Raw genomic sequence first — 14,122 nt, 5'->3', positions numbered from 1 at the left:
CTACAATTGTGTTACAACAAAAGAATCCATATCTCTATTAAAAGTACCAAAAATAGTTTTCCCATAAGTGGTTGCCATTATATGAATGGCATTATTAAGCCAGCATTCTTCTATCTGATTTAAGACATCAGTCCCATTCCCAATTCCTAACGTAATGAAGTAATCCCCTTCGCGCACTTCTGGCCATAGAATATCAAAATCAATCAAGCTTTGCCCTTTATGCAAGAGAAATTGTTCTACATTAGATGTTAAATTAGTTTGTCCAAAAACTTCATTTCCATACTTATCTCTCACTTGATAACCTACAATCAGATTTTCTATATCAATTTTCGATTCTACAAGCATGGAGACATGAAGAGAATCATTTTCTTCACAAACCTCAGCATCGGAATACCCATTAAAATCATAATAATATTTTTCAATAATTACATTCATATTTCCACTATATTGGGACTGATCCGGTATCCTATACCTAGAGAAATCAATGCTTGACAACGATTTCTGTTTTTCCTCATTGTCAATTTTCTTGTATTCACCCTGTTTTATCTTAAAGTATCTCGTTACCGCCTCCTGGGGTTCACCATCAAATACCAAGCTACCATGATTCATAACCAAAACTCTTCGGCAAAATTTAGTCATTGCATTCATATCATGAGACACTATTAATACTGTTGCTCTTCCTGTTAATTCTCGTATTTTCTGGTAACACTTTTGTTGAAAGAATACATCTCCCACACTCAAAGCCTCATCAATAATTAAAATCTCCGGTTCAATATTTATCGCAATAGAGAACGCCAGTCTTACAAACATACCCGATGAATATGTTTTTACAGGTTGGTTTATAAAATCACCTATGTCTGCAAACTCCAGAATACTTGGGATTCTCTTTTTCGTTTCTTCATCCGAATATCCCATTAAAGTAGAATTTAAGTAAATATTTTCTAGTCCAGTATACTCTGGATTAAAACCAGCCCCTAATTCTAAAAGTGCTGAAATCTTACCATCCACTGCAACGTCTCCAGAACTCGGGGTAATAACTCCAGTAATTATCTTTAATAATGTTGATTTCCCAGAACCATTCAAACCAATAATTCCTACACACTCTCCCTGTTCAATTGTAAAAGAGACATTATTCAATGCGTAAAAGTCCTTATGATATTTCTTTTTCCCTTGTAAAATTGCTTCTTTCAACTTATCTTTTCTATTTTTGTAAAGTGCATATGACTTACTAATATTATCTATCTCAATTGCTTTCATATCAACTCCTATAATTCATCTGCAAAGTGTGGTCTTAACGCATGAAACATCTTCACCCCTGTAATACATACAATCACAGTGAGTGTCCAAAAGTATGCTGTCTGCACTGGATGAGCAAAAAAAACATCTTGTTCAATAAAGCAGCCTCGATATCCCGATACAATATAATATAGCGGATTCAATTTCAAAACATTAACCACCCAGCCTTCCATCGTGTCAGGGTTCCAAGATATCGGAGTCGCCCAGAATCCCACCTGCAAAATCACATTAATAATCTGAGAAAAGTCTTTAAACAATACGGTTATAGATGATACCAGCATACTAAGTCCCCAGCAAAAGACAGTAAGTGTCCCTGAATAATACAGAACCTGTACAGTAGAAATATGAACTTTTACCCCTTGAATCATATAAGCTAAGAATATAAAAAGCACAAAAAAAACATGTACAAAACAAGACGAAAAAAGTTTTACACTAGGGATAATCTCCACATCAAATTTCACTTTTTTAACTAAATAACTATATTCCAACATACTATTTGCAGATGAACTTAGTACATCTGAAAAATATATCCAAGGAATGTATCCAGCGATAAACCATAAAATATAAGGTACATTCCGAATAGGAGGAGATTTAAATCCTTTTTGAAACACAAACCAGAACACCAAAATGGTTACCATAGGTTGTACAAATGCCCAAGTAGCTCCTAAAAAGGAATTTGAATACTTTGCCTTAAAATCATTTTTTGCAAGTTTAACTATCAACCTCCTCTGGTGGAATATTTTTGATATTGTCCTTAAAGTTTCTATCATTTCTTAATACCTGTCATCATACTAAATATAACGATCCTCTCTCATAATGTCTCCCAGTGTCATAATAAACTTGTCTCCAAAGATGCCTGATAATTGACTTATTTTATAATTCTTAAATAATTCAAAACACAACTCATGATTATCAGCCGTATACATAAATGCTGCATATGCATCCCCACCGCTTATCTGCAGCATTTTCTTGATAGAAGTATCCAGCACTGTGTATATTTTTGCAAAGGTCATAATACCTTCGTGCATGCTGTTTATTATATCATAATTTTCCTTTTCGTCACAACCAAAAAGAGGTTTTATTTCATTTTCTTCATTGAACTCAAACTTCAAAAAGCTAGGATGAGGAGCACTAAACATAAGCTCAATCAATAAATTATGAACATTTTGCTGATGACGGACATGCCAATGCAGTATGTGGAGGTTATGTACAGGCGAATATGCATAGGGAAACAGTGTCTGGGTTGCGATTCTCCCCTCCAACGAGGTATCTTCCCTAGTTCCAACCAAAGCACTCAATACTCGAATATTCAAATTATACTTATCCTCTAATAAATACTTTAATGCTAATCCTCCCGTTCCGAACCACCCCAAGTCAACAGCTAAAATGCACGAACACTCTTCAATTACGGGTTTCAGATACGCATACATATTTTCTTGAGTGCTATTAAAGTATTTGATAATATTATTTTTTTGTTCGTAAATAAGTTCAATGACCGCATCGCCATTTTCTCTAGTCAGAATATCTGAACCTTTCAATCCAAATAGGTTTAGCTTGTTCAGCAAAAATTCTAAATCAATTTCTTTCATTAGCTGCTCTACTGTTACTTTGTTTTTCAAATCGTATCTATAACAAATATTATGATTAATATAATCTTCTGTATATTTCTCAAATAAAATTTGTTCTGAACAAAATCTAGAAAAAAGTATATAATCCGTTTCACATTGTTTATAACACAAATCATACACTTGTTTCACAATATAACCATCTCTTGCCAAGAACAAAATCTTATCAACCTTTTGCTCTTCAACTACTTTATTGAGATATTCACAATAACCACAAGCCAATAAACCTCCATTAACCATACCAAACTCAAAATATTTATCATAATTATAAATACCATTTCTTAAGTACGCATTAAGGAGACCCTTTGTAATACTTCCCGTTAATCGACTCATTTCAAAAGGGAGGTTTCTCACTCCATAAGGTTCATTTACATTTGGATAGTGCCATGATTCAATCCCTGCTTTTCTAGCATTAACAAAATCCGATTCCAAATTATCTCCAATATGGATAATACTATGCCCAGCAACATATTCATTTATAATATCATATAATTTCCCATTCCCTTTTGCCAAACCATATGTATTTGAAATAAATATTTCTTCAAATACACTATATCCACATGCACTTAAAAGCCTTTCTATGATTGGTTTTCCTAAATACATATCACTGACAACAATCATCTTTTTATTTCTTTTCTTCAGCGCTTCTACTACTTTAGAAAAATACGGATTGGCTCGACATACCAATAATTCAGCTTCAATTTCACGTCTCATCCATGTTTCGATATGAATATCTGTGCCCTTTGCAAGAACTTGATAAATATCTCTAAGATTTACTTCGCCAGTTTTTGAAATCAATCTTGCCTTTTTTTCAGCCTTAACTCTCAAATCACAAAAATGAGGAAATTGATATCGTGCTTCAATAAAAGAGAAAACATCTATTGGCTGTTCAACAATTCTTAGAATGAGAGTATCAAAAACATCAAATGAAACATAGTCATATTGAGCCAGCTTATCTACTAACTTTTCGCAAGGCAATATTCCGCTACTTTCCAAAATATCTTTTTCATTGCACCTATATTCAAGGTTTAATAAAATAAGTGTTTTTAATCTTTTTAATTTGGAACTCAGACTTATATTAGGATTTTCTGCATAATACCGCAAATATCTTGCTCTGATATAATCATTATTTGAAATCAAGTGATATTTTATCTTATGCTTTAAATTACTAATCAGCCTATTCACGTAAATGCTCCTTCTTCTAAATAAATCATATTACTATTCATCTCTTCTTAAAACCCACTCATGCCTACTCTCATCAAAAACCCAATTCCCATCCATACAATAACCATCATCAACCGAAAATACTCCTTGCAAACTACTATCCAATAATCCTTCGCGGAGTATTTCGCTGAAAATGCATTCCGCAAGTTCTTTGTCAAACCTTGGCTTTATGTCTTTTAGAAGATTGCCCATCGTCTCAACATAACTATATATGCATTCCTGAATTTCTTCTATTTTTTTATTATAGTTTTTTTCTTCCTGCTTTAGTTGAGCTTTTATCTTTCCTTGCTCCTCATAAAATTTCACAACCTGGCCATGTGGAGCAGCAGTTACCGCTTCCAAAAAAAGTTGTGTACTTTTAAAAAACCTCTTATAATTATATAAACTACGATATGTCCCATCTAACCTTTCAGGCTTCATAGTATATCTTGAAATCATGTAACAACCATTTAACCGCTTTTTCAGTATTTTCATCAGATAATACTGTATTGTTCCAGAGTACCCAACATCAACCAAAGTAATCCTGTCCCAATTTACATCTTCCCCGATTGTCTGCCGGATATACCTTAAATACATTTCCTTTTCTTGATTTGCGTTATTTAAAATTTCAGGAATATAATCTAAAAGTATCCTCATAACTTTACTCATGTCATCCGGAAGAGTCACATCTAAAGATTTCTTCACACTTACATTTTCCAATCCAACTCGTTCCTTTAACAATGCGGAAAGCTTACCTGAGTATTTTGTCTGAAAAAGCTCCTTTAAGTCTTCATAACTTTCTATCTGAGCCACAGATGTTGCTCTTCGGGAGGTAAGGAAGTAAGTATGCTTGCGTTCAGGCTTATGGAATGCATGGCAATATTTCTCATACACTTTTTCCAAAAAAAATCCTTCCCGAGACAAGAATAAAAACTCGGTATCAGAGCAGCTGGTCGCCTGAAGATATTCAATAAATTTCACTATAATAGGAGCTAATATACCAGAAGACATACCCTCAATTGTGCTTACTTTGCTGATACCATCCCTAGTTAGTGAAAACGGTGAATTATAAAGACATTGATTTATCAGGTATCCTAATACTAGGGAGTTTTCTACTGTAGTACTGGAAAATCCACCTAGCTTATTATACTGTATCGAGGAACGAAATGCTTCCATAGAGGATAAAAGTAACACATACTCTCTTCCACAATTTTCAAGCATCTGACCATCGGAATGAGGATTATCACCAATATGTATCGTTGGATACTGGCCAAAACGTTCCAAAAATTCTTCCCACATGGTACCTTTATCCTTCCGTCTGCCTTTGTCACAAGAAACCCACAGTTCTTCATATCCTTGATAACCACATTTTTTCAGCATTTTATCAATAATCACCCCCGGAAGATACATATCACTTATCAATATGATCTTTTTACCTACCGTTATCAAGTGATTAAATATATCAAGTACATCTCGTCTTGGAATACATAATTCATACTCCAAATCTATCTCCATCTGCTTTAATGCTTCAGCATCTTCTCTGGTAAAATCAGATACCTCTGGTAATTTATTATAAATATGATGTATATTGCAAGCATCTCCCTTCTCTTCCCAAGCAATTACTTCGGCTTTTTTTCTAATAGACAAATAATCCACTCTTTTATGATAGGTACTTTGAATTTTACGTTCCATAAAATGAAATACATCATCTGGCTCATAAATCAATCTGCTTATCATAGTGTCAAAAACATCAAAGGTAATAACATCATATTGTTTCTGTAATAAATCAGTTAAACTTTTTTTATTATATTTAAAATATTGTTCTAAGTGCTTATAATCCTTATTAAAAGAAAAGGATTTTTCATTTATATTATTCTTTTCATCCCCCGCAGGATCCGCTACAATTCTGACACCAGTGCGCCTCCACTGATAATAGTCCACCAGCTTTCGTAAAGGACGTGTCATTCTCCAAAAAGTTGCATCCCTAATCGCTTCATATTTTGTTTTATAATACAAATAGGCTTCCTCATAATCTATGTTATCCTCAAAATCAGCAATATTAAAAGCCTCTTTTAACTCTGATAATTCACCTAAAATTTTATTATAAAACTCTCTTTCAGTCGGTGTCATCTTTTCGAAATCTTCTTTATCCACGGCTACCCTCCAATAAACTTACGTCCACTAAGCAATACATCTTCCAACAAAAACAAATCACCCTAAAAGCTACATAAATCTTACTTTTTACACTTTATTTTTTCTGGCATCAACCATCATAGCATTCCTACAACTTACCAAACAATACTATTATCCGAAACACCAAATCGTCATAAGCTTTATGTCGAAAAAGTTCTTTGTTTTTAACAACTTTCAACCTCAAAAAAATGTTCTTTTCTGCTTTCAAAAGTTCTGTAGCCAATCTCATATTTTCTTCCGACATCTCTCTGCCAAACGCCGCAACAAACTCCTTAACCTGCCGGTAAATTTCCCCACGCGGCTTATTAAGCTGTTTTAAACGATAAAAAAGCAATTGCCTTTTCGTTATCATTGCCCCTATTTTATTGTGCTGATGCTGTCGGTAACGAATATATGCATGTTCATCATAATAAACAGCTCCCAGGCAACTCGCCGCCATATACAACCACCAGTCATGCATAACAACGTTTCCTATTCGGATCGGCATATGCCCCCTAAGAACCTCCATGAGATTCCGATTCCAGACAGCCGTACACCCCGTACAAATTCCCTGCACCAGTGCGTTTCCAAAAGAAGGTTTCCTAATATCTCTCGTCACCCGGACGTCCAACGGTCTTAATTCCTCATCCACAATAATCTTATCACTGCAATACAGAACTGGTTCTGCAGAACCAATCGCCTGCAGCACCTCGACAGCCTTCTCTAACTTTTCTGGAAGCCATTCATCATCCTGATCGGCAAAAGCAAAATAATCACAAGTTAAATCCGCACGTTTCATCAAGTCAAAGAAACTTTCTACCACACCTCGATTTTCCAGACCATACCAAGAAATACGAAAATCCCGTTGAGCATACTCTTCCAAAATCTCCCGGGTCTTATCCAACGAACCATCATCACGGATTAAAACCTTAAAATCTTGATAGGTCTGTGCTAAAAGACTATCTAACTGAATGCGTATATACTTTTCACCATTATAAGATGATAAGAAAATCTGTAAGCTCATCTTGCTCCTTCATTCATGTAATATCGCTGAAGCGCGACACTTGCACTCTCTATTCCGAACCCTGCATTTTCAACTATGCGCCATGCATCATCACGTTTTATAGTATTTTGCTGCTTGCATGCCTCTGCTGCCCAAAATTCCGGACCTTCTTTCAAAGATAAACGCCTCGTGGTATCCAACAACTCCACTTCTTGAGTAATCGTTTCAGCAAAAAAGCACGGCAAACCACTGGCCTGCGCCTCCACTGCAGCCATGGGAAGTCCCTCATAGACTGATGGCAGCCAAAATAAATCCATTACCTGATACCAATCCTGATTATTACTTTGCTGCCCTAGAAAAAACACGGTATCCTCCAAACCAGCAGCCTTCACTTTCTGCTCCATTATTGCTTTTAAACTTCCACTTCCAATGAGTATCAAAACACTCTCAGGACATTGTTTTTTTAACTTATTGAAGCTTTCAATCAAAAACTCATGATTTTTTTGCTTTTCAAACCTACCCACATGGCCAATTACAAGTTTATCCTGCACGCCCAGGCAGCATCTTAATTCCTCCCTCTTTTCTCGATTATATCGGTATTTTCTGCAATCAATTGCATTATAAAGGATAAACACCTTGTTCTGCCGCACCATCTTTTCGCCAAATAAAACCCCTCCTGCCGCTTTCGAACATGCAATCCTATTACATTTCATAAATAGTATAGGATAACATAATATCTGATTCCGTATTGCATTCAGCCATTTATCTGAATAACGGGTCGCATGACTATGAATTGCGAAATGTCCTAAACCATATCGTCCAGCCAACCGCCCAAGGTAAAAACTAAGATACACCTCGTGATTATGAAGCCACTGATACCTCCCCTCATTTTCTTTAAAAAAGGTCTCCAGTTCCCTCATAGCTGCTATGGAACTTCCCGGCTTCTTCACGTAGTAAATATGTCCACCATATGATTCAATCTCATCATCATAACTATTTTCGCAACGGAGAAAACACAGAAAATCAAATTGAATCAACGTCCGATCCATATGGCGGTAATAATTCATAATAACGCTCATTACCCCACTCCAAATTGCAGGAGTAGAAACAAAGTGTAATACACGGATCATACTTCCCCGCCTTTCTGTCAATAATCACTTATTATTCTTTAAGCGACGGATCTTCCCATTTACCTTCTTCAAATCCCTCTGTAGACTCTTTTATCAGAAGTACTTTAGGTGTCATGAGCATAATTTTAAAATCTATAATAATAGAATAATTCCGAATATAGGTTAAATCTAATTTCAATTTATCATAGCTAGTTGTGCAGTATCTGCCATAGACCTGTGCATAACCGGTCAAACCGGCTTTTACTTTCAAACGATACTCAAATTCCGGTATATTTTTCGTGATAATCCTAGCTAATTCTGGCCTTTCCGGTCTTGGGCCAACCATACTCATATCACCTTTTAAAATGTTTATAAGCTGCGGGAGCTCGTCCATACGTGTCGCTCTGAGAAAACGTCCCACAGGCAAAACCCGCGGATCCCTCTCTCCCGCTTTGACAGGTCCGGTTTCCTTTTCTGCATCCACAACCATGGTACGAAATTTCAAAATTTTAAAACATTCCCCATCTTTTGTCAGTCTATCCTGTGTATAAAACACCGGACCGTGGTCACTGAGTTTTATCATAGCAGCAATCAGCAAAAAAAACGGGCTTGATATAATTAAAAACAGTGAAGATACTATAATATCCTCCAATCGTTTTACAAACATCTGATCCAAAGTAAGCCCGTCATAATTACGAGAAAGATATAGCGGAGAATCAAAAATATTCAGTTCATCAGATGTCCTTAACAGAATATCACTGATTTTGGGCACTGCATATGTCCTGATATTCTGTCCATAACACTGCTTGAGCAACCGATTCCGCTCCCGCACAGCAATATCTCCTACTATGACTCCATCATATTTATAAGCCTGTTCCATCACAAATTCAACGCCCTCTTTTATTGATATTTTTTCCGCTATCTCATATTTATCTTCTCTGGTGTAAATACGATCCATCAGATGAAACATCGGCTTCTCACCATGTACCAATAAAAGGCGTCTTCTGGGGAACATAACCGTGTATAGCTTTACAAAAGCCAATGCCCATAACATAACCAACAACCAATCTACGCCAGTCATAACAAGCAATGCCGTAGGATTGTGTATCTTCTTATCAAATAGCACAACCTGCACATAAGAGAAGGCGTTGACTATGATTAACGAAAGCATATGAGAATATACTAGATTCCAGTATTTAAAAATACCAACCCGCAATCCCCCATAAATTCGATGTAGGGAAAGCAATAATATCATATATTCGCCAAGAATCAACCAATTGCCTCGTCTCCAGAAAGCAATTGTCATATTTTTATTATAATAATTGATCCACACATAGTAATAAATTGTCAGTTCTAACAATACAATAATTGCTGAACTCAAGAACTTCACCATGCGCTTGTACTGCTCAAAATTTCTACTTGTCATTCGTCTCTTCCTTACATTTGATTGCCACAATTCCAGCACTCAGCAATGACCATATAATCGGTATTGCTACCAATAGGCCCAGATTCACCAACACCTATATTCCATAACAAAGGATTATAAAAAGCATCCCACAATACAGAGATTTCTTCGCATCCAAGCTATCACTCGATATCCTATCACAAACAAAAATATTATATACGAAATCAATCCAATCAGTATAATTGTTATGAGGTACTGCAAATTTGGGTTATCAGCACTGTCAAATATCCGCTCGACAACATTAACCATCCATATTTAATAGTTTCTGATATCAAAATACCAAATATATCCGATCTATACCCAAACAGCTTATGCATTGGCGAAAAATCCCGATACAATTCAAAAGCCTTCTTCCAGATATCTTCCGGATTGAATCCCAATTATCATTAAACACCAAATAATGCCTCAACAAATCATGGCATGCTGCATTTACATTACTACTTCGATTACAGCAAATGCTATCATGACAATTATAAGCCAAATATATACCAGCTTGTTGTCTAACTCTCCTCCAAATATCTGCCATAACAATATAGAGTTATCACTAAGGTCCACAGCATAATTACGGCAATAAATAACTTGCTGAAATTTACAATCACCTTAAATAAACTGGCTAATCCAATCACTGTTTCAGAAAATCTCCGGTTGATGAAACTAATATATTGAATTACAGTAGAAAAAAACAACCATAATCAAATATTTCAGAACTCTAATCCGTTTCTTAAACAAAGAAAAAAATCCAAACAGCGCTCTCAAGGCTAAATGCGCATTGTCACTGCATTTCATAACAATTTTCAAAAGAAATCGTCATACAACAACAATACCAGATTAATTATACAAACTTTCTGAAGTAGCAAACATTGTAGCTGCAAAACTCAATATGTATTAATATACCTGTTTTCCTTTTCGTTTCCATTGCTGATTCATTATATTTCTCACAATAAACCTCAATACAGTATAACATTTAACGACCAATTACGCAACTTATGGGGGAGGAAAAGAATTGGAAAACCTTTAATATTTTATTAAAATTAACATATTTCGGCGTTATTTCCAGCCTTTTCTTATCTCACCATAGTTTACCTTACTAAAAATATAATTACTCCGTAATGCAATTTAAGATTTTCGAAGAGATAAAAGAAGAAGAGTTCATTAATTGCGGAAAAGCAGACAAAGTTAGTTATAGTTGCTTCTGCAACAGCAACTCCTCATCAGTGCTTCTATTATTTTTTTTCGCATTTACCGGCTGAATTGAGGAGGATGCAGAGTGACTCTATTACAACAACGACGGCTCCAGAGTAGAAAATGAGTTAAAAAATCCAAAAACCATTGGTTCTGGCTGGATTATGAAGAAAGTGGTGCCATCGCAATCGACAAACTGGTCGAGAACGAAGACTACACTTATTATGTAGATTCATCAGTGCAATGGTATCCAATGCCTGAATGAATATTGTTAACGAAGATCAGGACAACGATGATGATCTTGCAAAGCACAAAAACTACTATATGCAGCTCAATAATAAGGCTTATAAAGCTGGCGATAACAACTCCACAAAATTAAAAACCATTGCTGGCAAGAGATATGTTTTCAATGAGGATGGCAAAATGCTACATGGCTGGGTAAATGATCAAGCTGATTGGCTGATTGATGAAGATGAGCGGGCTACTGTTGATAAAGATGTTTACTACCTAGGTAACTGGGATAACAGAGCCATGATATCTTGCTGGCAGTCAATCAACGTTCATGACGAGGCAGAAGGCGAAGATATGGACTACTGGTTCTATTTTATACCAATAGAAAAAGATTCTACTACATAAAGCTTACAAGAATAACATTAAGGGCAAAAAATATGCATTGATGCTCGTGGTGTAGAGGTTTACGAGCAGATAGATGCAAGCGGAACTAATTTTAGCAGTGCATCTGTATCCGATACCCTGCCCGTGCGCGAGTTCATAAGTATTATGTCCTGCTGAAGCAGAAATTTTATAACAGGTTTTCTTGCAAAGTCTGCTGATTCAGTTGTAAAAGGTGTCTGGATTGATATCATTTTCCACGCACCACTGATGATCCGATAATCCGCTCTGGTGGTACTTGGTAATTAAGTGAAACTGTTCTATCAGGAGAAAGACGTTTTGCTCGCATAAAAGAAACCTCCATAATTGTAGTAAAATACTTATAACTCTATTAACCTGGCAACTTAAAATGTAGTAAAACGCTTGTATTTTCATCTATCTAATCCTGAAAAAGGAAATCCTGAATGCTCTCAAATATTGCACCAGCAATGATTCCACATAGGAATTCAATAACAAGATTAAAGTATAAAAATGGAGTTCCTATAGAATCCGCAACATCAAATCGTTCCGAACCTAGATACTTCATTGTACATCACAGGAAAATGGTCGGTGAGGTGAAGGCGTATATAGCATACTCGAAAGCAGCATACAATAGAACCATCAATAAAAAACTCCAAATACTGAAATAAAAAAAGCATTCATCAGTATTTGAAGCCTATAATTAACTAATCATAAATATTCTCTATTGACCTTGCCCCACCCATTCCTAACAAAAGCCAAAATATCGGTGTAACAATAGGAAGATTAAGGTTTACAAAGGCCTGAACACTATAACAGATAATGCCAAACATAATCGCTACGATATACGGCGTTTTATCTCTATAATAAAGGCATCTCTTTACATATCCAAATATAAAAATCAAATAAGCTGTCAATCCCGCAAGTCCAACCGTAGTTAACATATGAAGATATTCATTATGCGCACTATCAAACAATTGATTGTATGGGTTATTTGCGGTTTTACGCATTACTAAAATACCAAAAGTTTCAGGTCCAAATCCCACAATTTTTTTCCACAAAGACAAACTCTGATAACATTCCATAGCTTTTCTCCAGATATACCCCCTGGCCGTTCCCCAATCATCATTAAAGAGAAGATACGAGCTCAAACCTCTATATCTACTAACATTGCCAGCTATGTTACAGTCATAAAGAGCATACAATGCAATTAAAGTAATCAAAAAAAGAAATACCATCCAAAGATATCTAAACAAATTTCCAAATTCTTTGACTTCATGTTTTCTTTTATAGGTACTAAAATACCAAAGAATAACAATTCCCCATAGACCCATTACTAAATATGGTAATCCTTGAAATCTTATTATTACGTCAAAAGCACTTTCTATTCCCAGAACGCTTTCTCCAAAGCAACCATTAATCCAGTCAACACATTGAATAACAGAAAAAAATGTAGCCAATACAATGACATATCTTTGAATTCCGTTTTTGTTTTTAAACAAATACAATGGCAAAAAACCAAATAAGGCTCCTAAAGAAAGATATGCGTTGTCACTAACCCCCATAATAATAGCAAAAAAACTGATCACCATACATAAATAATGCCATAACATATTCTTAAATTTTCTATCTGTCGCAAACAAAACCGTTGCAATGGCAGTTAAAATTCCCACATATGCAGTGTAAGTATTTATATTTCCTATTGTTGATGTAAATATTGACCTTTGCTCTGGAACCATGGCAATTTTAAAATGAAAAATATCTAATTTAAAATAATCGGTAATCCCAAACAAGCATACAAATAGTCCTGCTACCAGAATCATATCAATATACCAACTTTTGAACTTCCAAAGTCTGCTTACACAAAAATAGGAGACAACATACCAAATCATAAGAAACAAACCGGTAAATCGCCCTTCATTACCCCAAAGTGCTTCATATAAATAGTCAGATGTCACCGTCGACGCAATCGCAATCAGAAGATATATAATAGCAGCAAAATCCATAATAGTAAATTTTTCAAAAAACTTTTTTATTTTAAATTCTTTGAAATATATTTTTGTATCCGCTCTTCCTACTGTCAAAGCATACACGAGCAATATTACTAGCATTATAATCGTGCAAAAGCAATAATAGTAATATTTAAATACAAGAATATCAAAATAACGGTCCCTGACCACCAAAGGAACTCCTATTCCCACCAGAAACACATAAATACCAAGAACAATTGATGGAAAACTTTTTTTCTCCGAATCACGGCATATATTTTCGTGCATAAGCATTCCTTTCAACCCTAAACACCATTTAGAGGATAACTATTTGCATTTTGCAATATAAAATTCCCAACAAGTAAACAAATGATTCTTCATGCAAGTCATAAAAAACAATGCAGCACAACTTTCATTCATGTTTAAAGCAAACATTTTTTTAATTCACT

The 14,122-nt window shown here is 35.2% G+C and carries 9 protein-coding genes; 1 reads left to right on the top strand and 8 read right to left on the bottom strand.

What is annotated here, in order from left to right:
* The 7 genes from ACYVD3_RS23190 to ACYVD3_RS23160 form a co-directional block, all read right to left on the bottom strand.
* Positions 1-1,257 (bottom strand): ABC transporter ATP-binding protein, encoded by a 1,257-nt coding sequence (locus ACYVD3_RS23190; protein ID WP_460644873.1) that lies wholly within the window; start codon positions 1,255-1,257, stop codon positions 1-3.
* 8 nt (positions 1,258-1,265) lie between these two features.
* On the bottom strand, positions 1,266-2,018 hold the full coding sequence (locus ACYVD3_RS23185) for an ABC transporter permease (RefSeq protein WP_460644872.1): 753 nt from the start codon (positions 2,016-2,018) through the stop codon (positions 1,266-1,268).
* Positions 2,019-2,087: 69 nt separating this feature from the next.
* Positions 2,088-4,106: an HAD-IA family hydrolase gene (locus ACYVD3_RS23180; RefSeq protein WP_460644871.1), complete on the bottom strand. Its 2,019-nt coding sequence runs from the start codon at positions 4,104-4,106 to the stop codon at positions 2,088-2,090.
* 33 nt (positions 4,107-4,139) lie between these two features.
* Complete coding sequence (locus ACYVD3_RS23175; RefSeq protein WP_460644870.1) at positions 4,140-6,278, bottom strand: hypothetical protein; 2,139 nt, start codon at positions 6,276-6,278, stop codon at positions 4,140-4,142.
* A gap of 127 nt (positions 6,279-6,405) precedes the next feature.
* Positions 6,406-7,320 (bottom strand): glycosyltransferase family 2 protein, encoded by a 915-nt coding sequence (locus ACYVD3_RS23170; protein ID WP_460644869.1) that lies wholly within the window; start codon positions 7,318-7,320, stop codon positions 6,406-6,408.
* Complete coding sequence (locus tag ACYVD3_RS23165) at positions 7,317-8,429, bottom strand: glycosyltransferase (protein ID WP_460644868.1); 1,113 nt, start codon at positions 8,427-8,429, stop codon at positions 7,317-7,319. The genes ACYVD3_RS23170 and ACYVD3_RS23165 overlap by 4 nt, the downstream gene beginning before the upstream one ends.
* Before the next feature lie 31 nt (positions 8,430-8,460).
* Positions 8,461-9,834 carry a sugar transferase gene (locus ACYVD3_RS23160; protein WP_460644867.1) on the bottom strand — a complete coding sequence of 458 codons (1,374 nt, stop codon included), beginning with the start codon at positions 9,832-9,834 and terminating at the stop codon, positions 8,461-8,463.
* Positions 9,835-11,316: 1,482 nt separating this feature from the next.
* Here ACYVD3_RS23160 and ACYVD3_RS23155 point away from each other — a divergent pair.
* Positions 11,317-11,691, top strand: coding sequence for a hypothetical protein (locus tag ACYVD3_RS23155; RefSeq protein WP_460644866.1), 375 nt, complete (start codon positions 11,317-11,319; stop codon positions 11,689-11,691).
* A 701-nt stretch (positions 11,692-12,392) separates the two neighbouring features.
* Here ACYVD3_RS23155 and ACYVD3_RS23150 read toward each other — a convergent pair.
* Positions 12,393-13,967 (bottom strand): O-antigen ligase family protein, encoded by a 1,575-nt coding sequence (locus ACYVD3_RS23150; RefSeq protein WP_460644952.1) that lies wholly within the window; start codon positions 13,965-13,967, stop codon positions 12,393-12,395.
* Positions 13,968-14,122: the final 155 nt, after the last annotated feature.

The sequence above is a fragment of the Lacrimispora brassicae genome, from assembly GCF_054772055.1.
This window is presented reverse-complemented; position numbering and strand designations above follow the sequence as displayed.

What these genes read in the sequence shown, in the direction of transcription:
- ACYVD3_RS23170 (WP_460644869.1), bottom strand. Translation starts at nt 7,320, where the DNA reads ATGAGCTTACAGATTTTCTTATCATCTTATAATGGTGAAAAGTATATA.
- ACYVD3_RS23190 (WP_460644873.1), bottom strand. Translation starts at nt 1,257, where the DNA reads ATGAAAGCAATTGAGATAGATAATATTAGTAAGTCATATGCACTTTAC.
- ACYVD3_RS23155 (WP_460644866.1), top strand. Translation starts at nt 11,317, where the DNA reads ATGAATATTGTTAACGAAGATCAGGACAACGATGATGATCTTGCAAAG.
- ACYVD3_RS23165 (WP_460644868.1), bottom strand. Translation starts at nt 8,429, where the DNA reads ATGATCCGTGTATTACACTTTGTTTCTACTCCTGCAATTTGGAGTGGG.
- ACYVD3_RS23160 (WP_460644867.1), bottom strand. Translation starts at nt 9,834, where the DNA reads ATGACAAGTAGAAATTTTGAGCAGTACAAGCGCATGGTGAAGTTCTTG.
- ACYVD3_RS23150 (WP_460644952.1), bottom strand. Translation starts at nt 13,967, where the DNA reads ATGCTTATGCACGAAAATATATGCCGTGATTCGGAGAAAAAAAGTTTT.